The organism is Micromonospora sp. PLK6-60, from assembly GCF_019890675.1.
Taxonomy (GTDB): domain Bacteria; phylum Actinomycetota; class Actinomycetes; order Mycobacteriales; family Micromonosporaceae; genus Micromonospora.
In genome coordinates this window covers 106,354-126,367 of the sequence record NZ_JAIOAA010000008.1, presented here as the reverse complement: position 1 = coordinate 126,367, position 20,014 = coordinate 106,354, and the positions used below count along the sequence as shown (strand labels likewise).

Annotated in this window: 16 protein-coding genes and 1 pseudogene; 6 read left to right on the top strand and 11 right to left on the bottom strand. The window is 72.5% G+C overall.

Annotation, left to right across the window (positions count from 1 at the left end):
• Positions 1-2 precede the first annotated feature (2 nt).
• The 5 genes from K7640_RS17420 to K7640_RS17400 form a co-directional block, all read right to left on the bottom strand.
• Entirely contained in the window at positions 3-440 is a 438-nt protein-coding gene (locus K7640_RS17420; protein ID WP_222955904.1) for a molybdenum cofactor biosynthesis protein MoaE, read from the bottom strand.
• Complete coding sequence (locus K7640_RS17415) at positions 437-1,720, bottom strand: molybdopterin molybdotransferase MoeA (protein ID WP_222956038.1); 1,284 nt, start codon at positions 1,718-1,720, stop codon at positions 437-439. Before K7640_RS17415 ends, K7640_RS17420 begins: the two co-directional genes overlap by 4 nt.
• A 55-nt stretch (positions 1,721-1,775) precedes the next feature.
• A complete protein-coding gene (locus K7640_RS17410; RefSeq protein ID WP_222955903.1) occupies positions 1,776-2,246 on the bottom strand; it encodes a molybdenum cofactor biosynthesis protein B in 471 nt (156 codons plus the stop codon).
• Positions 2,243-2,734, bottom strand: coding sequence for a cyclic pyranopterin monophosphate synthase MoaC (moaC, locus tag K7640_RS17405; RefSeq protein WP_222955902.1), 492 nt, complete (start codon positions 2,732-2,734; stop codon positions 2,243-2,245). The genes K7640_RS17410 and moaC overlap by 4 nt, the downstream gene beginning before the upstream one ends.
• A 273-nt stretch (positions 2,735-3,007) precedes the next feature.
• Positions 3,008-6,016: a BTAD domain-containing putative transcriptional regulator gene (locus tag K7640_RS17400; RefSeq protein WP_308042578.1), complete on the bottom strand. Its 3,009-nt coding sequence runs from the start codon at positions 6,014-6,016 to the stop codon at positions 3,008-3,010.
• A gap of 651 nt (positions 6,017-6,667) precedes the next feature.
• Here K7640_RS17400 and K7640_RS17395 point away from each other — a divergent pair.
• The 5 genes and pseudogenes from K7640_RS17395 to K7640_RS17375 all read left to right on the top strand — a co-directional run bounded on the left by K7640_RS17395 (position 6,668) and on the right by K7640_RS17375 (position 12,441).
• A complete protein-coding gene (locus K7640_RS17395) occupies positions 6,668-9,193 on the top strand; it encodes a bifunctional diguanylate cyclase/phosphodiesterase (RefSeq protein WP_222955900.1) in 2,526 nt (841 codons plus the stop codon).
• A 105-nt stretch (positions 9,194-9,298) separates the two neighbouring features.
• A pseudogene (locus K7640_RS17390) lies at positions 9,299-10,636 on the top strand (glycosyltransferase 87 family protein); the annotation flags it as partial.
• A complete protein-coding gene (locus tag K7640_RS17385; protein WP_222956037.1) occupies positions 10,637-11,269 on the top strand; it encodes a phosphoribosyltransferase in 633 nt (210 codons plus the stop codon).
• 19 nt (positions 11,270-11,288) lie between these two features.
• Positions 11,289-11,678, top strand: coding sequence for a zf-TFIIB domain-containing protein (locus K7640_RS17380; RefSeq protein ID WP_222955899.1), 390 nt, complete (start codon positions 11,289-11,291; stop codon positions 11,676-11,678).
• 76 nt (positions 11,679-11,754) lie between these two features.
• Positions 11,755-12,441 carry a maleylpyruvate isomerase N-terminal domain-containing protein gene (locus K7640_RS17375; protein WP_222955898.1) on the top strand — a complete coding sequence of 229 codons (687 nt, stop codon included), beginning with the start codon at positions 11,755-11,757 and terminating at the stop codon, positions 12,439-12,441.
• An 18-nt stretch (positions 12,442-12,459) separates the two neighbouring features.
• On the opposite strand, the gene K7640_RS17370 is transcribed toward K7640_RS17375, so the two are convergent.
• The gene (locus K7640_RS17370) at positions 12,460-13,083 is read right to left on the bottom strand and encodes a hypothetical protein (RefSeq protein WP_222955897.1); all 624 of its coding nucleotides are present in this window, start codon (positions 13,081-13,083) and stop codon (positions 12,460-12,462) included.
• A 300-nt stretch (positions 13,084-13,383) separates the two neighbouring features.
• Complete coding sequence (gene dnaB, locus K7640_RS17365) at positions 13,384-16,218, bottom strand: replicative DNA helicase (protein WP_222955896.1); 2,835 nt, start codon at positions 16,216-16,218, stop codon at positions 13,384-13,386.
• 398 nt (positions 16,219-16,616) lie between these two features.
• Between dnaB and K7640_RS17360 the strand changes: the two genes are divergently transcribed.
• Positions 16,617-18,224: a hypothetical protein gene (locus K7640_RS17360; protein WP_222955895.1), complete on the top strand. Its 1,608-nt coding sequence runs from the start codon at positions 16,617-16,619 to the stop codon at positions 18,222-18,224.
• 125 nt (positions 18,225-18,349) lie between these two features.
• Here K7640_RS17360 and rplI read toward each other — a convergent pair whose 3' ends face one another.
• The 4 genes from rplI to rpsF all read right to left on the bottom strand — a co-directional run bounded on the left by rplI (position 18,350) and on the right by rpsF (position 19,994).
• The gene (rplI, locus tag K7640_RS17355) at positions 18,350-18,796 is read right to left on the bottom strand and encodes a 50S ribosomal protein L9 (RefSeq protein ID WP_222955894.1); all 447 of its coding nucleotides are present in this window, start codon (positions 18,794-18,796) and stop codon (positions 18,350-18,352) included.
• 14 nt (positions 18,797-18,810) lie between these two features.
• Entirely contained in the window at positions 18,811-19,050 is a 240-nt protein-coding gene (gene rpsR, locus K7640_RS17350; RefSeq protein ID WP_007073789.1) for a 30S ribosomal protein S18, read from the bottom strand.
• Between the two features lie 41 nt (positions 19,051-19,091).
• Positions 19,092-19,625, bottom strand: coding sequence for a single-stranded DNA-binding protein (locus K7640_RS17345; protein WP_222955893.1), 534 nt, complete (start codon positions 19,623-19,625; stop codon positions 19,092-19,094).
• A gap of 78 nt (positions 19,626-19,703) precedes the next feature.
• Positions 19,704-19,994 carry a 30S ribosomal protein S6 gene (rpsF, locus tag K7640_RS17340; protein ID WP_088643630.1) on the bottom strand — a complete coding sequence of 97 codons (291 nt, stop codon included), beginning with the start codon at positions 19,992-19,994 and terminating at the stop codon, positions 19,704-19,706.
• Positions 19,995-20,014: the final 20 nt, after the last annotated feature.

Genomic DNA, 20,014 nt, shown 5'->3' with positions numbered 1-20,014 from the left:
GCTCAGGGGCAGTTCACCCACTCCTCGGTGCCGTCGGTGAAGACCTGCCGCTTCCAGATCGGCAGCCGGGCCTTCACCTCGTCCACCAGCCGGGCGCAGGCCGCGAACGCCGCGGCCCGGTGCGCGGTGCTGACCGCCGCCACCAGCGCCACGTCGCCGATCTCCAGCGGGCCGACCCGGTGCGAGACGGCCACTGCGTACACCTCGGGGTCGGCGGCCACCTCGGCGGCCACCTCCCGGAGCACCGCCGCGGCGCTCGGGTGGCCCTCGTATTCGAGGGTGGTCACCGCGCGGCCGTGGTCGTGGTCGCGGACCACGCCCTGGAAGGACACCACCGCGCCGGCCCGGCGGTCGGCGACCGCCGCCTCGTGCGCGGCCAGGTCCAGCGGCTGGTCGGTGACGGTGCCGAAGACGGTCTGGGCGTCGGCGGGCGCGGTCACCAGGCACGCTCCCCGGGCAGCAGCGGCAGCGGCACGATCGGCACCCGGTCACCCGGTTGGCCGCTGGCGCCCGGCCGGACGACCGCGAACCCGTCCGCGCCGGCCAGGCCGCGCAGCATCGCCGAACCGACGTGCCGCACCGGGTGGGCGGTGCCCGCCACCCGGTCCAACCGGACCAGGGCCAGGTGGGTGTAGTCGCCGCGGCCGGGGATCGGCTCGGCCAGCGTGGCGTGCGGCAGCACCGGCATCGGCCGCCCCCGCAGGCCGGCCAGCAGGGGCGCCACCAGCGACACCAACGCCACGACGGCGGACTGCGGGTTGCCGGGCAGGCCGGCCACGAACCGCACCCGGCCGTCGTCGCCGACCAGCCGGGCCAGCAGCATCGGGAAGCCGGGCCGGACCGCGACCGTGTTGACCACGTAGTCCGCGCCGAGCGCCGCCAGCGTGGGGTGCAGATGATCCACCGGGCCGTGCATCGTGCCGCCGGTGGTGCAGACCAGGTCGGCGCCGGTCAGCGCGGACCGCAGCGCGGCCACGTGCGCGGGCAGGGTGTCCGCCACCGGACCGACCACGTCGGCCGGGCGGACCTGGCAGCCGTACCGGCGCAGCCAGGCCGGCACGGCCGGACCGAGCGCGTCGCGCACCCGACCGTCCGCCGGCGGGCCCTGGGTCAGCAGTTCGTCACCGAAGACCAGCAGCGCGGCCCGGGGCGGCCGGCGCACCCGCAAGGTGTCGTGGCCGCAGGAGGCGGCCAACCCGATCAGCGCCGGGTCCACCGGGGTGCCGGCCGGGAGCAGTTCCTCCCCCGCGTACGCCTCCTCGCCCGGCTCCCGCCACTCGGGCGCCGGACGCGGCGTGCCCGCGACCCGCCCGTCGGTCGTGCGGGTGGACTCCTCGACCCGCAGCACCGCGGTCGTGCCGGCCGGCACCATCGCGCCGGTGGCGATCTCGACGGTGGTCCCGTCGTCGGTCAGCGGCTCCGGACGGCCGCCGGCGAGCACCCGACCGACCACCTGCCAGGGCCCGGCGCCGCGCACCGCCCAACCGTCCACGCTCGAGGTGGGGAAGGCCGGCAGGGCCGTCCGGGTGGTCAGCGGCTCGGCCAGGGTGTGCCCGTCCAGCTCGGCGAGCGGCCGGCTGGCGGCGGGCAGCGCGGCGGAGAGCCCGACGGCGTAGACCCGGGCCCGGGCCTCTTCCCAGCCGGCCGGTGGCGCCTCCGCCGGCTCCACGGCCGACGCGGTGTCCGTGCTCAACGCCCCTGCGCTCCTTCCCGCCGGCATCCCCCCGGCAGCAGGCACTCCGCCGAGCCTATCGCCGGCCCGGTCGGCGCGCCGGTCAGTGGTCGCCACCGCGCAGTTGGTCGACGGCGTGCCCGAGGATCGGGCCGAGCACCGCCAGGCCGTCCCGCGCCCCGCCCCGGGAGCCCGGCAGGTTGACCACCAGCATCCGCCCGACCACCCCGGCCAGGCCCCGGGACAGCGCCGAGGTGGGCACCCGGTCCCGGCTGTGCGCCCGGATCGCCTCGGCGATGCCGGGGATCTCGTGGTCGAGCAGCGCCCGGGTCACCTCCGGCGTCCGGTCGGACGGGTTGATGCCCGTCCCGCCGCTGGTCAGCACCACGTCCACCCCGTCGGATAGGGCGGCCCGCAGCGCCACGCCGACCGGGTCGCCGTCGGGCACCACCACCGGCTCGTCCACCTGGCAACCCAGCTCGCGCAGGCCGGCCACGAGCAGGGGACCGCTGGTGTCCTCGTACACCCCGGCGGAGGCCCGGTTGGAGGCGACGATCACCCGGGCGCGGATCACGGCCGGTCCTCCGGGCGGACCCACTCGCCGGTCTTGCCGCCCTCCTTGCGGAGCACCCGCACCGCCTCCACCGAGGCCGCCGGGTCGACCGCCTTGACCATGTCGACCAGGGCCAGCCCGGCCACCGCCACGGCGGTGAGGGCCTCCATCTCCACCCCGGTCCGGTCGGCGGTCCGCGCGGTCGCGGTGATCTCCACGGTGTCGGCGGTGAGCCGCAGGTCGACCGCCACCCCGTGCAGGGCGATCGGGTGACAGAGCGGGATCAGGTCGGGGGTGCGCTTGGCGCCCATGATGCCGGCCAGCCGGCCGACCGCCAGCGCGTCGCCCTTGGGCAGGCCGTCGCGGCGCAGCAGCTCGACCACCTCGGCGGTGGTGCGGAGCCGGCCGGCCGCCACCGCGAGCCGGCCGGTGACCGGCTTGGCGGAAACGTCCACCATGCGGGCCGCGCCCGCCGGGTCGACGTGGGTGAGCTGCGCGGGATCGGTCACGGCGCGAGCCTATCCCCGTCCCGCCGGCTGGCGGGGGTCGGTCATCCGGGCGGCCGGGCGGACCGCGCGTGCTGAGGAGTGGGCGTGACCCGGTGCCCAGGTCACGCCCACTCCCTCCCTGGCCCACCGCCGGCCGCTGGGGAGGCCGGCGGCGGGCGATCCGCGTCAGCCGGTCCGGCCCCGCGCCCGAGCCACCCCCGTAGCTGACGGGCAGACGCTACCGAGCGGGGCGATAAGAATTCGATAAGCGCGTGTCGCCGCAGGTCAGCAGGGCTATGCCGGTGCTTCGCCGAGCCGGCGGCGCAGCTCGAAGCGTTCCGGCACGCCCATCCGGTCGAAGATCGCCAGGGCGCGTCGCCGGTACCGGTGTGCCTCGTCCGGGTCGTCGGTGAGCTCGGCGAGGCCGGCGAGGGCGCGGCCCTGTTCGTACGGGTGGGCGATCCTGGTCGCCAGCTCCAGGGCGCGACGGTGGTTCCGCGCCGCCTCGTCCCGGCGGGCGGCCACGACCAGGGTGAGCGCGAGGTCGTTCAGGGCGGCGGCCTGCGCGTGGCGTTCGCCCGATTCCACCGCCAGGTCCAGGGCCAACTGGTGCTGGCGGAGGGCGTCGTCCAGGCGGCCCAGGTGGCGATAGGCGATGCCCAGGTCGTTGCGGTTCTCGGTCTCGGCGTACCGGTGCCCGGTCCGGCGGTGCAGCATCAGGGCGGCGTCGAGGAGCCGGATCGCGGTTGTCCACTGCCGGAGCCGGACTCGCACCGCGCCGAGATGTCCCAGCGCGTGCATCGTGTGGAAGACATCTCCGTTCACCCTCGCCAGGAAGAGATGCAGGCGGTGGATCCGGAGCGCTTCGTCGTAGTGACCAATGGCTGTCAACGCCAGTCCGAGGTTCGGCAGGGCGACCGGAATGCGTAAGGCGGTGGAGAATCCCGGGTCACGCAGGATTCGCCTGCCGAGTGCGACTGCCTCCGCGAGCTGACCTCTGTGCCAGTGAACGACAGCGAGATTCGCCTCGTATCGCAGCGCCGTGGGGACGTCACCCAGCTTTCGCCACAGAGCGGCCGCTCTGTCAACGAGGCGGGCCGCCTCCGCGTACTCGCTGGTCTTTAGGTAGGCGGAGGCCAGGTAGTTGCTCATCGTCGCCATGCCGCGCAGATCGCCGGCCGCCTCCGCCGAGGCGAGACCGCGCAGGTGGGTCTCCCGGATCTCGTCGAAGTAGCCACGCATGTAGTAGAACCGCCACAGCGAGCGGGCCAGCCGCCAGGCGGCCGCATGCTGGCCCCGCTCGTTCGCCAGCTCGACCATGCCGGCGAGGGTGGCCCGCTCGCGCTCCAGCCAGTCGGGGCCGAGCGGTCCGGCCGCTGCCAGGAGATCTGGTCGTCGCGGCTCGTCAGGCGCCAACTCGGCACGGACGTCGTACGAGTCGAACAAGCCCTCGTTGGCGATGAGCACCGCGTGCAGGACAAAATCGAGCAGCAGCTCACTGGCGGCGTCCTGCTCACTGGCGTCTTCTCGCCATGACAACTCGTTGGCGTACTGCCGCACCAGATCGTGGAGTCGGTACCGGTCACCCTCCGTCTCCTCGACCAGGTGCCGATCCACCAGGTCGTCGACGGTACGAATGGCGGCAGCCAGCGGCAGCCCCGTCAAGGCTGCGGCCTGGGTGACGTCAAACGGACGTCGAAAGCAGCCGAGCAGCCGGAAAACCCGTCTACCGCGCTCGTCCAAGGGTTCGTAGGAGGCGGCGAACGCCCCGGCAACCGTCCGGTCCTCCATGCCGAGTTGGTCGAGCACGGCGGTGGCGGCCAACCGGTCCGCCAGATCCGCCACCCGCCAGCTCCGCCGGTGCGCCAGCCGGGATCCCGCCAGCCGAATCGCCAGCGGCAGATGCCCGCACCGTCGGACGACCTCCGCCGCCGCCTCGGGTTCGGCGTCGATCCGGTCCGCCCCCACGGTCGCCGCCAGCAGGCGAAGCGCCTCGTCGGAGGTCATCACCGACAGCGACAACGGCAGTTCGGTGTCCGGCAGGACCAGCCGGCGGCGCGAGGTGACCAGCACGACCGTCCCGGGGCCCGACGGTAGGAGCGGCCGGATCTGCTCGCTGCTGGCCGCGTTGTCCAGCACCAGGACCACTCGGCGATCGGCCAGCTCACGCCGCCAATGGGCGATCCGCAAGTCCAGTTCGACGGGAATCAGGCCGGCCGGCACGCCGAGCTGCCGCAGCAGCGTGACGAGCGCCGCCGCCGGTGCCACCGGAGCCTCCTCACCGTGGCCACTCAGATCGATGAAGAGCTGGGCATCCGGGTGGGTGCCCGCCAGGCGGCGAGCGACGTGCACGGCCAGCGCGGTCTTACCACTGCCCGCCATGCCGTCGATGAGGTGCACCACCGGGCGCCCCTCGTCGTGGTCTGTCACGGCCAGCAGTTGAGCTACCGCGTCGGCGCGCCCGACGAAGTCACTGACCGCTCGCGGCAACCAGTCAACCGGCACGGGGTGACTCGGTGCCCGCTCACGGGTGGATCGCGGCGGGACGTCCCCGGCCGAGTCCCGGTTCAGGATGCTCCGATGCAGGCGCTGAAGCTCCCGGCCCGGCTCGATGCCGAGGTGTTCGCGCAGGCTGGCCCGCGCCGATCGGTACGCGGCCAGGGCCCCCGCCACGTCACCCTGCCGGTACAGCGCACGGATCAGGAGCAGTTGGGCGGACTCGCGGAGCAAGGACAGCCGGTACTGCTGCCGGATCAGACGTACCGCCTCGTCCGGACGGCCCTGCCGAATGCGGACATCGGCGAGAAGCTCGACCGCGCCGAGCAGTTCGTCCTCCACTGCCACCCGCCGCCCGGCCGTTGCCGGCCCGACCGGCAGGCCAGCGAGCAACGGTCCGCGGGACCAGGCGAGCGCCGAGGTCAGAAGCTTTGCGGCGGCCTCCAGTTCGCCCAGCTCAGCGAGCTCCCCGGCCCCCCGACGATCCGCCGAGAAGCGATTCAGGTCGACGGAGTCGGGCGGTAGGTTCAGGCGGTAGCCGCTGCCTTCGCGGATCAAGACCTGGCCGTCCGCCGTGGCCGCTACGAGGGTTCGCCGAAGATTCGCCGCATACGTTCGCACGTTGGCGACGGCCGATCGGGGCGGAGTGGCCGGCCAGAGCTCGTCGACCAACGCATCGAGCGTGACCAGCCGGCCGGGCGAAAGGGCGAGCATGCCCAGCACCAGGCGCTGCTTGGGCGTACCCAGGGAAAGAGGAACCCCCTCCGCGAGCACTTCCAGGGGGCCCAGGAGCCGGACCTCTGTCACCGTCTCCCTCCCCAGGCTCAGCCTTTGCCAAACGTCGATCCGGCCGGCAGTCTGACATTTGCTCATTTGTCGAGGCGTCGACATTCAGGTGCCTTACGCCAGCCAGGTCTCGGATGCTAAGAAGCGCCGCCCCCCACGACACTGCCGGCACGTAAGGGCAGATTCTCGTCGGGCAACTTCTCGCTGGCCTCATTCCTGTTGTCGACAGCTGACGCCTATGGACACACGCGCCTTCGGCCAGATTGGCCGGACCGGGGGATGAGCGCGCCGACAGCAACGGGGAAAATCCATTGCAGGCGGCACCATCACCAGATCCTTGTCACTTGGGGGCGATGAATCAAGCACGCGACGCGACTTTGCCGACGCGCTCCGCTCTCACGCTATGGACAGATAGTAACAAATCCCCACAGTGTTAGCTGATATTGCATATAGAGACATTTATCGGTCGCTAATCGACCTTTACTCCCTTAACCTCGGATCGTCACGGCGCCGGCGACGGCGCGAACGGAAGTGACGCGGCAGCCACATTCCGCAGCCGAGGGGAGAAGGCCATGCGCGGCAACGAGTGGACCTGAACCGAAATGACTCTGCCGAGAAAACCCGATGGTGCGCTACGGTGCGAAGAGCACTCCAGGCGCCGGCGGGAGCGGCATGCAGCCAGCGAAGCGACGAGATCATGAGGCCGACCCGCGACTGACGGCGTTCGTCGGCCTCGTCGTCGTACTGTCGATCCTCGTCTGCGCAGTGTCGCTGCGGGCCGTCCTGGCGGACCCGCCGTCGACCGCCCAGGAGATCGCCACCGTCGCGACCATCACCTTCATGGTGACGGTCGGAACGCTGGTCAAGGCTCGCGTCCGGATCAGGTCGACCACACACTCCATCACGTGGGTCGAGACCGCGATCATCATCGGGGTCGCCGTCGCGCCACCCGCCTGGGTTGTCCTGTGCACCGCCGCCGGGGTCGCCATCGCCTTCGCCACCTGGCGGCTCGCGATGATCAAGACCGCCTTCAGCGTCGCCAAGAACACCCTGGTCGCCGGCGGCGCCGGTCTCACCCTCGTCCTACTCGACTGGCGGTGGCCCACCCCCGACCTCACCCAGCTGATCACGCCGGTCGCCCTGGCCTACCTGGTGGCCACCCTTCTCGACGAGGTGCTGGCCATCCCCGTGATCGCGCTGGCATCCGGCAACAAGATCGGGCAGCATTTTCGCAGCAACTGGGACCTTCGTGCCATCGGCGTCGGCGTCCGGTTCGCGGCCATCCTGTGCACCCTGGTCATCCTCTGGGTCGACCCCCGCCTCCTGCTCGCCGTCCCCCCACTGGTGCTCAGCCTGCACCTCGCCTACACCACCCGGATCCGCACCCGCACCGAACAGCAGGCCTGGCAGCGCCTCGCCCGCACCACCGACGCGCTCAACGTGGTCGACCTGGACCGGGTCCTCACCACCGCGGTCACCCAGGCCGCCGCGCTCTTCTCCGCCGACGAGGTCGAGATCGAGCTGCGCCGGGACGGGCGGGTGGTCCGCGGCACCGCCGACGCGCTCAGCTACGACGGGACCGACGAGCAGCCCAGCGACGTCGACGGGATGGTCATCCCGGCCGCGCTGGAGGGACACGACGGCAGCGCCGACGTCGGGGTCCTGCGACTGCGCTTCCGCGGGCCCGTCGAACTCTCCGAACGGGAGCGCTACACCCTGCGTACGTTCGCCTCGGCGCTGTGCACCGCGGTCCGCAACGCCCAGGCGTACGCCGAGCTGGCCCGGGCCGCCGAGGAACACGCCTACGCCGCCACCCACGACGCGCTGACCGGCCTGTCCAACCGCCGGCACCTGCTGGAAGAAGGCACCGAACAGCTCGGCAAGCGACACGCCGAGGGGGTGACCGCCCTGGTGCTGATCGACCTCAACCACTTCAAGGAGGTCAACGACACCCTCGGGCACTCCGCCGGCGACCAGGTGCTCACCCAGGTCGCCGACCGGCTACGGGCCGCCACCGGCCCCGAGGACCTGGTCGCCCGGCTGGGCGGCGACGAGTTCGCCGTACTCCTGCGCGGCCTGCCCGCGCCCGCGGTCGCCACCCACCGGGCCGAGGCCCTGCTCGCGGCCCTGCACGAACCCCTCGACCTGGACGGCATGCGGATCAGCGTCGAAGCCAGCGGTGGCATCGCCGGCGCGCCGGCCAGCGGCGGCATGCCCGAACTGCTGCGCCGCGCCGACGTGGCGATGTACCAGGCCAAACGCGCCGGCCAGCGGATCGCCACGTACGCCCCCACCCGGGACACCGCCGACCTGGGCCGGCTCGCGCTCAACGGCGCACTGCCCCGCGCGGTGGCCGACCACGAGTTCACCGTCAACTTCCAGCCGATCGTCGACCTCGGCACCGGCGAAGCCACCGGCGCCGAGGCACTCGCCCGCTGGCACCACCCCACCCACGGGCTGATCGACCCGCTGCGGTTCCTGGAGGCGGTGGAACGCTCCGGCCTGCTGCCGGCCTTCGCCGAGGCCATCCTCGACCAGGCCCTCCTCGCCGCCCGCAGCTGGCGCGACGCCGGCTTCGACCTGCCGGTCTCGGTGAACGTGTCCCCGCGCAGCCTGCTCGACGCCCGCTTCCCCGGCTCGGTGCTGGCCCGACTGCGGGCCCACGACCTGCCACCGGACCGGCTGGTGCTCGAACTGACCGAGACGCTGACGCTCAGCCAACTCGACGTCGTCGACCGGGTGCTCAGCCGGCTCCGCGACGCCGGCGTCCGACTCGCCCTCGACGACTTCGGCACCGGCTACTCGTCGCTGTCCCTGCTGTCCCGCATCCCCGTACACGAACTAAAGATCGACCGCAGCTTCGTGGCCGCGATGGAGACCTCCGCCGAAGCGGCCGCCGTGATCCGCTCCACCCTGGACCTCGGCCGCAGCCTCGACCTCGACGTCGTCGCCGAAGGGGTGGAGAACGAACCACAACGGCGCGCACTCTGGGAACTCGGCTGCACCGCCGGGCAGGGCCATTTGTTCGCCCGACCCCTCCCCGCCGGCGCGCTGCTCGCCACCCTCCGCCGCGGCTCCGGCGGACGCCCCGGCGTACTCGCCCCACCACTGCACGACGCCGGCGCGGTGATCCGCCTGCCCGGCCGGCGCCCCGGCGGCCGCAGCCGCGCCGCCGGCGGCTCCCAACTGCCGGTCTGACCCGGCCGCCGCCCGGACACCCGACCACACCACCGCGCCGCACCGCAGCCGCCCGCGCCAGCGGTCGAGCCGGTCCGGCACCCGCCGTCTGCCACACTTGCCGGCGTGACCGCCGCCCCCGACCAGGCCACCGACCGGCTCGACCGCTGGCACCGGCTGGACGCCGCGGCCGGCGGACTCGCCCTCGACCTCGCCCTCTACGCCACCTCCGCCGCCTTCGCCGCCATCACCGCCGCCACCTCCACCCTCCCCCCGCACCGCGCCTGGGGAGCCGTCGCCAGCGCCGGCTACCTGCTCGTCGCGCTCGCCGCCGCCGGCCAACTACTCGCCCGGCGGACCCGACCCGACACCCCGCTCGCCAACCGGCGGGCCCGCTGGACGGTCACCGCCGCCGCCTGGGCCGCCACCGCCCTGCTGCCCGTGCTCGTGCAGAGCATCCAGCGCGCCGCCGGACGCACCGACCGGGCCCAGGAAGAGGTGGTCGTCGTCGAACACGCCGGCCAACGACTCGCCGACCACGGCACGCCCTACCTCGGCCACCACGCCATCGCCGCCCTGCCCCCCGACGAACGGCTCCTCGGCTACACCCCGTACCAACCGGGCATGGCGCTGTTCGGGCTGCCCCGCGCCGCCAGCGACGCCTGGTGGACCGACGCCCGGATCTGGTTCGCGCTGGCCACCGCACTGCTGCTCGCCCTCGCCGTGACCACCCTGCGCCGGGCCGGCCATTCCGCCGACCGGCCCGGCGGCGACCTGCTGCTGCGCGGCGTGCAGGCCGCCACCGTGCTGCCCGTCGCCGCGCTCACCCTCGCCACCGGCGGCGACGACCTGCCCGTCCTCGCCCTCTGCCTGCTCGCCCTCGCATACGCCGCCACCGGCCGGACCGGCGCGGCCGGCGTCGCGGTCGGCGCCGCCGGCGCGCTGAAACTCTTCGCCTGGCCCATCGCCCTCGTCCTGCTCTGCTGGGCCGCCACCCACCGCCGCGCCACCCGGTTCACCGCCGGCGCCCTCGGCCTCCCGGTGCTCGCCCTGCTCCCCGCGCTGCTCGTCGACCGGGACGCACTGCTCGAGAACGTGCTGCGCTTCCCACTCGGCCACGGCCTCGTCACCAGCCCGGCCGCCTCACCGTTCCCCGGCCACCTCATCGCCACCGCGCTGCCCGCCGGCCGGCTGATCGCCACCGCGCTGCTGCTCGCCGCCGGAGCGGCCATCGCCGTCCGGCTCGCCCGCCGCCCGCCCCGCACGGCCACCGCCGCCGCGCTCATCTGCGGGTACGGGCTGCTCGCCGCCATTCTGCTGATGCCCGCCACCCGCTTCGGCTACCTGCTCTACCCGCTCGCCCTGCTGGCCTGGGCACCCGCACTGCGCCGCGAACCGGCCCATCCGCGTCCGGTTCGCCCGACTCCCGGGCGGGAACCGCACACACGGCGTAGACCTGAGGACATGAGCAGCTACCACGATCGCGAGGACGCCGGCCGCCAGCTCGCCGACCGGCTCACCGACCTGACCGGGCAACCGGACGTCATCGTGCTCGGCCTGGTCCGCGGCGGCGTACCGGTGGCCCGGGTGGTGGCCGAACGGCTCGGCGCCCCGCTGGACGTCCTGGTGGTCCGCAAGCTCGGCATGCCGTGGGCCCCCGAGGTGGCCTTCGGCGCGCTCGGTCCCGGCGGCGTACGCGTGCTCAACGACCAGGTCGCCGCCCGACTCGGCGCCGACGAAATGGCCGAGGTCCAACGCCGCGAACAGACCGAACTGGACCGCCGCGAGGCCCGCTACCGGGACGGCCGACCACCGCTGGACCTCGCCGGCCGGACCGCGGTGATCGTCGACGACGGGCTGGCCACCGGCGCCACCGCCCGCGCCGCCGTGCAGGTCGCCCGCCACCTCGGCGCGCGCCGGGTCGTGGTCGCGGTGCCGGTCGGCGCACAGGAGGCGTACGAGATGCTCTCCGCCGAAGCCGACCTGGTCGTCTGCGTCCAGCGACCACCCGAGTTCGGCGCGGTCAGCGCCTACTACGACGACTTCCACGAGGTCTCCGACGACGAGGTGACCGACGCGCTGGCGGCAGTTGGGTGACCGCACCGGGTACCGTCGGATGATGCAGCTCACCTGTCCCAAGTGTCACGGAGACATGCGCCAGTACGAGCGCAGCGGAGTCGTCATCGACCAGTGCGGCGAATGCCGGGGGATCTTCCTCGATCGCGGCGAACTCGAAAAACTCTTCGAAGCGGAAGCCAACTGGAGCCAGCAGCAGCAGGCCGGCCCCGGTCCGCAGGCCCCCGCCCAGGGCGGCTACGCCCCGCCCCCGCCGCCGCCCGCCCACCAGCCGGGCTACGGCGCGGTGCCCCCACCGCCCCCGCCACCCGGCCACGGCTACCCGCCGCAGCCCGCCTACGGCCACGGGCAGCAGCAACAGCACTACGGCTACCACGGCCACTACCGGCGCAAGAAGCGCAAGGGCTTCCTCGACGACATGTTCGGCTGACCGCCGGTCGGGGGCCGGCCCAACCGGCCCCCGATCCGCCCTGCCGAACCGCACCCACCGTGGCAGGCTGCACCCCATGACGCCGCACGGGCAGCACATCGCGCTGGCACAGGCCTACGACGGGATCATCCGGGTCGTCACCGACTGCGACGACACCGACCTGCAACGGCCGACCCGCTGCCACGGCTGGGTCGTCGCCGACCTGCTCTTCCACCTGCTCTGCGACGCGCAGCGCGCGCTGGTCGCCCTCGCCAGCCCCGCCGACGGGCCCCCCGACACCGACGACGTCAGCTACTGGCGCTCCTTCCCGGCCGGCGACGACCGCGACGCCCGGCACGCCTGGTGGGCCCGGCGCTCCGCCGCCGCCTTCGACCGGCCCACCGAGATCGTCCGGCACTGGTGCGACACCGCCCCCGCCGCGGTCCGGGCCGCCGGCGCCGCCGTGGCGCACCGACCCGACGGCTGCATCACCACCCAGGGGCACGTGCTCCGCATCCCCGACTTCCTGGCCACCCTGACCACCGAGGCGGTCGTGCACCACCTCGACCTGACCGTCGACCTGCCGGCCGCGCCGCCGCCCGGCCAGCTCGCCACCGCGGTCGCGGTGGCCACCATGGACGGGCTGCTCAGCGACGACGCGGTCCGGCCGGCCGGATGGGACGACGCCGAATATCTGCGCAAGGCGACCGGCCGGGAGCCGTTGACCGAGCGGGACCGGATGGAGTTGGGCGAGGCGGCGGGGTGGTTTCCGCTGCTCGGCTGAGTTGCTTGCCTTCGTGGGTCAGCGCGCGGCTCGGCCGGGCGCGATCAGCGCGGCCCGCTCCGCCTTGCGGCGCAGCGCCACGACGGCGTCCCGGTAGAGCAGATCGACGATTTCCCGGGCCGGGCGGCCGGTCGTCCCGACCGTCCAAATGGTCTTGTGGGGCCGCAGCGTGAGGTTGCAGGCCACTCGCTCGGAGAGGAAGGCGAGAAACGGTTCGAGCATTCGGGGCCGCCCGACCAGCCGGAACTGGGGCACCAACGGCCCACCTGGCCTTTTTGCGTAGGCTCCGATGGACCCGTCGCCGTCCACGAACCCGGGCCAGAAGTCACGGGAGGATGTCAATTGGCCATTCACCGGGCCGGTGTAACGACCGAGTTCCAGGAGCCGGTTGGCGAGTTGCAGCGATCGCATCGAAAACTGACAGGAGCGCAGCTTGGGATTCGGGGCCGAGATGCTGTTGGTCGAACCGAGGAATGTCCGCAGCGCCACCAGGTGGTCGCGATCGCACGCGGCCAGCCCCACCGACACCGAAGGGAGATGACCCGGGCGATGCGTCACCGACCCGTCGGCGAAGAGAAACCCGAGCCAATAGCAGGTCTCTGGCGTCAGGTCGTCAAAGGCATCGTGCCGGAGGGTGCGCATCCGGAGCGGCACACCCCGGCGGAGCAGGAGGCCCCGGACCGCTGGCTCCGAAATGCCAACCTCTCGGGCAATCTGGGCGGCCGAACTACCTACCTGGTAGCGCTGGACGACCATTTCACGCTGAGGGTCGGTGAGCTTTCCGGTGCGCCTGGGCGGGTATGCCGCGGCGGTGCAGCAGTCCGTGCACCGCCTGCCGGGTGACACCGTATTTCTGGGCGATATCGGTCAGACTCTCACCTCGGCCGGCACGGTTGATGACGTCTGCTATCTGCGCCTCGGAAAGAGCCATGGCTTCCCTTGTCAGACAATTGCCATGTCTACGAAACGGGACAGATGGAGTTGCGCGGCGACCGTTATGGAATCGGTCGGGCCATTCCTGTGCTTGGCGACGATGAAATCCGCCTCTCCGGCCCGCGGCGATTCTTTGTCGTAATAGTCGTCGCGATGGAGCAGGATGACAACGTCGGCATCCTGCTCAATTGATCCCGATTCACGCAGATCGGACAACTGGGGTCGCTTGTCCGTACGCTGTTCGGGGCCACGGTTCAGCTGACTGACCGCGATCACCGGGCACTCGACCTCCTTGGCCAGCAGCTTCAGGCCACGGGACAGGTCCGCGACCTCCTGCTGCCGGCTCTCGGTGCGCTTCGGCGAGGTCATCAGCTGGAGGTAGTCGACCACGATCATCTTGAGGTCGTGTTTCTGCTTGAGCCGCCGCGCCTTGGCCCGGATCTCCATCAGGTTCATGCTCGGCGTGTCGTCGACGAAGAGCGGCGCCTCGCTGATCTCACCCATGCAGCGGGCCAGCTTGGTCCAGTCGTCGTCGGAGAGCTGCCCGCTGCGCAGCACGTGCAGCGGCACCCGGGCCTCGGCCGAGAGCAGTCGCATGACGATCTCGACCTTGCTCATTTCCAGCGAGAAGATCGCCGCCGCCTGGTTGGCCCTGATGGCCGCATTTCGGGCGAAGTCCATGCTGGCCGTGCTGTTGTGCGTCGGGATCATCGAGCGGCCGGCCAGATAGAGGTGCTCCGGGTTGTCCACCGTCACGCAGCGGACCGGCACGCTGGCCACCGGCCGGACCGCCACGATGTACCGGGAACTTGTCCGGACATCGGACGCGGTCCGCCGGCGAGCGGCGTGCGCATCCCGTTTCCGGCTCAGCCGGAACACCGGGTCGGGCGTGGAGAAGTTCACGGTGTACGCGGTCGACGACTTCTCGGTGCGACCACGCACCGCTCTCTCGTTGACCGTGCACCGGTAGCCAAGGCTCACCACCAGCTCACGAACGTCCTCCGCCAACCGCTTCGAGGTCGACGTGTACTGCAGGTTGCCTGCCGGGGCGACCGTGCCGTCGGTGTCCATCAGACCGGCCAGCAGGGCGCGTCGCTGGGACTCGGAGGACCGCAGGTAGGCCGCCGGGATGTGCTTGTCGCTCGACAGTCCGCCCGCGCGGAGCAGGGCCAGGAAAGAGCCGTGCCGGCGACGGCAGTGGGCGCAGCGCCGGACCGCCGGGTTCTCGCGCAGCGCTCGCGTGGTGACGCCGCAGTCGATGCACCGCCGGTCGGCGCGGGCCGGTGGCTGGGGCAGGACGATGGTGTGATGCATCGGCCCACTGGGCCGGACAGTGAACCCGTCCTGCTCTACGTGCATCACCATCTCGGGGTCGGCGGTGGTGAAGCGGCTGGCCCCGACGTGCCCGTCTCCGAGCCAGACGCCGAGGGTGTACGGCGGCACGGGAAGTTCCCGGTCAGGCAGTTGGAGCGGTCCGCAGTTCTCGACCGCGTGGTTGAGCCGGCCATCGGAGCCGGTACGCAGGGTCGCCGCGATCTCGGCGGTGGTGACGACGCCGTCGTGGGTCGCCCGAGCACCAGCGTTGATCGCGCCCTCCGCCCGGTCAGGCAGCCGGGTCAGCAGCGGTCCAGCCGGGTAGCCAGGGGCGGTCCAGTTCCGCACCTTGCCGGCCCGGGTCACCGGCCGGCTGACGCGGCCGTTGGCGCCCACGTCCCGGGCCACGGTGTGCAGCACGTTCTTGAACTCGGGGCCGACCAGGTCCAGGGTCTGGGCGAGGGTGACCGGCCGGGCCGGCTCCGCGGCGGCTGTCGTAGCCGCCGCCCGGACCCGCGACAGCGCCTCATCCGGCCAGTAGGACCGTGTCGCGGGGGCGGGTTGGCGTCGGCGGGCGCGGGTGGTCGTCTTCCAGAGGTGCTCGGCGTCGGCAACGATCACACTGCCGTCGGAGAACTCCACCTCGAAGCAGGGTCGGTCGTGCAGGACGTCGAAGGCGGCGGTGATGGTGGTCGGCGTACCGTCGGCGGCCAGCAGCCGGTCGCCGGCTTTGACCTCACCCATGGTGGTCCAGCCTTCGGGTGTGGGCAGTGGGGTGTCCAGGGCGAGCGCCTTACCCAGACCAGGTCTGCCGGCCACGATGATGAGTTGCCCCGGGTGCAGGCCGTTGAGCAGCCGGTCCAGATCCGTGAAGCCGGTCGGCACGCCGGTCATCACGCCGCCCTGCGCGCCGACCGCCTCGATCTCGTCGAGGGTGGGCTGGAGCATGTCGGCGAGGATGGCGAAATCCTCGCTGACCCGCTTCTCGGTGACCTCGTAGACCGCCTGCTGGGCCAGGTCGACGACGTCGTCGACGTCCCGGCTGCCGCCGGCCGCGGTGCCGTAGCCGAGCTGGACGATCCGGGTGCCGGCCTCGACCAGCCGGCGCAGCACGGCCCGCTCGCCGACGATCCGGGCGTAGTAGGCGGCGTTCGCCGCGGTCGGCACGGCGGACATGCAGGTGTGCAGGTAGGGCGCGCCGCCGATCCGGGCGAGGTCACCGGCGTCGGCGAGGGCCGCGGCCACGGTGATCGCGTCGGCCGGCTCGCCCCGGCCGTAGATGTCGAGGATGGTGTCGAAGATGGTGGCGTGCGCGGGCCGGTAGAAGTCGTTGGTCTTGAGGATCTCGACGACGTCGGCGATGGCGTCCTTGGAGAGGAGCATGCCGCCGAGGACGCACTGCTCGGCGGCGACGTCCTGGGGTGGGGTCTTCTCGAAGGGGGCGTCGCGCTGGTCGAACTGGCCGTCGCGGGGCGCGGGCGGTTGCCCGCCGGCGCGGGGCTCCGCCCGTACGTCATCGGTGACCGACACGGATCCCCCTCCACTGCGTCAGGTCGTCTACCAGCTCTACCGGCGGGGTGCGACAACTTCCGATCGGACCGGTGCGGTCGATCGGGGGGCATCGCGCGACCGGTCGGTGCCTCACGATACGGAACCCGAGGTCAGCCGCTCAACAACGCCGGTGGACGAGCCTCGGGACAACCTGTGGACGCCGGTGGGCAAGGGTGTGCGCAGCGTGTGCACAGCCTGTGGAAAACGGATGGGGAATTCCGGGCCGCATCGCTCTGAACTGCTGAAACGTGATCCCCAGCCTGTGGAGGAGAATTTTCCGGTGAGGCTTTCCGGCCGGTTTTCCCGTACTATCTCGGCGAACGGCTACACCTGGACAGCGGATTGCACTTTCGGTTGAGAAAGGTCACGCTCCGGCCGTGAGTTACCGGGACTGGGAGCGCGGGGAGGGCAGCCCGCGTGAGCGTCGACCGATCGGCGGCTGGGTCGACGCTCGCGAGACGCTCCCGACCGACGCCTACTGGTCGGAGCCGGTAGGTGACCATCCGCAAGGTCGGCGTCGGGCCGGCGAGCGCGACCAGGATCCGGTGGACGCCTACCTTCCCCGCTGGGCGGTGGAGTCGGGGGTGACCCGCGCGGACGGGCGGGGGCGGCACGCGGCGCCGGACGACGACGAGGTTGAGGCCCCGGCGTCCGGGTCGGGCTGGCAGGGTGGCCGCGCCGATCGGGGCTCGACCGGGCTGCGCGCGATCGGGGCCGGCCCGGAGTCGGAGCACACAAGCGAGTGGACCTTCGACCGCCCACAGGAGCAGGGGTACGTCGGTAGCCGGCGGGCCGGTTCGGGCGACGGCGAGCCGGTGTCCGGGGCGGTGCCGACGACCCGGCCGCGCCGCTCGTCCACCCGCCGGCCGCAGGTGACCTGGTCGGGCGGGGACGAGCCGGAGGCGGGGGCCGAGCCGGTGCGTCCGACCCGGCGGAGCCGGCGGGCGCTGGAGGCGGGGCCGGCGGTGGATCCGTGGAGCCGCGCGCCGGAGCCGGAGCCGCAGCAGTCACCCGCGGTCGACCCGTGGAGCCGCGCGGCCGAGGTGGAGCCGGAGCAGCCGCCCGCGGTGGACCCGTGGGACGCGTCCGGGGTGCACGCCTGGCAGGGCTCCGGCGCGGACGGCTGGGATCGGTCCGCGTCGGCCGGGCGGTGGGACCAGGGTGACAGCACCGGGCAGTGGGACCGCTTCACCGACACCGCCGAGTGGGACGGTGCGGGCCGGTGGGACCGGCCCGACGGCCGGGGTCGCGCCGAGTGGGACGGCGCGGGCGCGGGCCGCTGGGGTACGGCGGCTGCCGAGGGTCCGGACCGCGCGGAGGCGGCGCGGTGGGGCGGGACGGCTCGCGCCGAGCCGGTGGAGCCGACCACGGGCTGGCCCTGGCGGGAGCAGGTGGACGGGTTCTGGACGGGCACCCGGTTGGCCGGTGACGATCCGCGGTGGGTGGACGCGCCGCCGTCCGCGCCGCGGTCGCCGGTGGTGGGCTACCCGGCGCCGCGTCCCCGGGTCGCGCCGCGCCGGCCGTCGGTGGACCGTGCGGGCGGGCCGGTGGACTCGGGGTCGTGGCGGCAGCGCATCGACGCGGTGGGCAGCGGGGTGTGGGGTCGCCGGCTGGAGGACGACCTGCTGGACCCGGATCCGGGGGGTCCGCTGCGTCCGCTGGTCTACACGGCGGCCTGTTATCTGGTGCCGGCGGTGCTGGTCTTCCTGTGGTTGCTGACCTTGGACGGGTCGGCGCCGGCGGGTTGCGTGACGGACATCAGCGGCGGTGGTTGTGACTCGCCGCGGGCGCACGCGCTGGGTTCGCTGATCGCGGGCGCGCCGCGGTTCGGGTTGGCGCTGCTGAGCAGCCTGGTGGTGGCGGTGGTGTTGCGTCGGGTCGGTACGACGTGGCGGTCCACGACCGTGGCGTTGGCCGCGGCCGTGGTCGGTGGTGGGCTTTCCACCGTGCTGATCAGCGCGGTGACCGGGCAGCCGATCGGCTGACGCGGCCTCGGATGCGACGCCGCCTCGGATGCGACGCCGCCTCGGATGCGACGCCGCCTCGGATGCGACGCGAAAGGGCCCGCACCGGATGCCGGTGCGGGCCCTTTCGGTGGTGCGGTGTGGTGTCAGCCCTGGACGACGTTGAGGTCGAACTTGGCGGTCACCTCGGGGTGCAGCTTGATGCTGACCGGGTAGGTGCCGGTCGACTTGATGTGACCGGGCGTCTCCAGCCGGCGGCGGTCGAGGACCGGTCCGCCGGCGGTCTTGACGGCCTCGACGATCTCGGCCGGGGTGACCGAGCCGAAGAGCCGGCCACCGTCGCCGGCGCGGGCCTTCAGGCTGACCTTGAGGCCCTCGAGCTGGGCCTTGACCTCGTTGGCGTGGTCCAGGTCGCGGATCTCCCGGGCCCCGCGGGCCCGCTTGATCAGGGTGACCTGCTTCTCCGCGCCCTTGGTCCAGGCGATGGCGAAGCCCTGCGGCAGCAGGTAGTTACGGCCGTAGCCGTCCTTCACCTCGATGATGTCGCCCGGGGTGCCGAGGCCGGACACCTCCTGAGTCAGGATGATCTTCATGTCGGTGCCCCCTCTCAGCGCGCCGTGGCGGTGTACGGCAGGAGCGCCATCTCGCGGGCGTTCTTGACCGCACGGGCGATCTGCCGCTGCTGCTGCGAGGTCACGCCGGTCACCCGCCGAGCGCGGATCTTGCCGCGGTCGGAGATGAACTTGCGCAGCAGCGCGGTGTCCTTGTAATCGATATAGGTGATCCCGTCCTTGTCGAGCGGGTTCACCTTCTTCTTCGGCTTGCGAAGTGCCGCAGCCTTGGCCATTGACCTTGCTCCTGGTTTGCGATCGCGGGCGCTCGGCGCCATTAGAACGGAGGCTCCTCGTCGAAGTTGCCGCCCGAACCGGAGCGGGAGGGACTGGGTGCGGCCGAGGCCCAGGGGTCGTCGAAGTTGCCTCCGCCGCCACCCTGGTTGCCACCACCACCGGAGCCGAAGCCGCCGCCACCACCGCCGGAGCGAGACATCTTCTGCACCTTCGCCGTGGCGTAGCGCAGCGACGGGCCGATCTCGTCGACCTCGAGCTCGATGACGGTGCGCTTCTCACCCTCGCGGGTCTCGTACGACCGCTGGCGCAGCCGACCCGAGACGATCACGCGGGCGCCTCGTTGCAGCGACTCGGCGACGTGTTCCGCCGCCTGCCGCCACACCGTGCACGCCAGGAAGAGTGGCTCGCCGTCCTTCCACTCGCCGGAGGCCTTGTCCATGAACCGGGGCGTCGAAGCGACCCGGAACTTGGCGACCGCCGCGCCGGACGGGGTGAACCGCAACTCGGGGTCATCGGTCAGATTGCCGATGACCGTGATGGTGGTGTCTCCTGCCATGACCATCTCCTCGCGCACTCATCAGGTCCGTCACAGGCTCTCAGAGCCGTACGACAGAGCCGATGAGGCAGGTCCGGGCGAACTGGGGTGGATTGCTTAGCGCATCTCCGGCCGGATGACCTTGGTGCGCAGCACGGACTCGTTGAGTCGCAGCTGACGGTCCAGCTCGGCCACGGCCTCCGGCGTCGCCTGGAGGTCGACGACGGCGTAGATGCCCTCGGCCTTCTTGTTGATCTCGTACGCGAGGCGCCGGCGGCCCCACACGTCCGTCTTCTCCACCGAGCCACCCGCGGTCCGGATCACGTTCAGGTACGTGTCGAGCGACGGGGCGACGGTGCGCTCCTCGAGGCTGGGGTCGAGGATCACCATGACTTCGTAATGACGCAAGACGTGCTCACCTCCTGTGG

What these genes read in the sequence shown, in the direction of transcription:
- K7640_RS17375 (WP_222955898.1), top strand. Translation starts at nt 11,755, where the DNA reads ATGACGCCGCACGGGCAGCACATCGCGCTGGCACAGGCCTACGACGGG.
- K7640_RS17385 (WP_222956037.1), top strand. Translation starts at nt 10,637, where the DNA reads ATGAGCAGCTACCACGATCGCGAGGACGCCGGCCGCCAGCTCGCCGAC.
- K7640_RS17395 (WP_222955900.1), top strand. Translation starts at nt 6,668, where the DNA reads ATGCAGCCAGCGAAGCGACGAGATCATGAGGCCGACCCGCGACTGACG.
- K7640_RS17370 (WP_222955897.1), bottom strand. Translation starts at nt 13,083, where the DNA reads ATGCGCACCCTCCGGCACGATGCCTTTGACGACCTGACGCCAGAGACC.
- K7640_RS17380 (WP_222955899.1), top strand. Translation starts at nt 11,289, where the DNA reads ATGATGCAGCTCACCTGTCCCAAGTGTCACGGAGACATGCGCCAGTAC.
- rplI (WP_222955894.1), bottom strand. Translation starts at nt 18,796, where the DNA reads ATGAAGATCATCCTGACTCAGGAGGTGTCCGGCCTCGGCACCCCGGGC.
- rpsR (WP_007073789.1), bottom strand. Translation starts at nt 19,050, where the DNA reads ATGGCCAAGGCTGCGGCACTTCGCAAGCCGAAGAAGAAGGTGAACCCG.
- K7640_RS17415 (WP_222956038.1), bottom strand. Translation starts at nt 1,720, where the DNA reads ATGCCGGCGGGAAGGAGCGCAGGGGCGTTGAGCACGGACACCGCGTCG.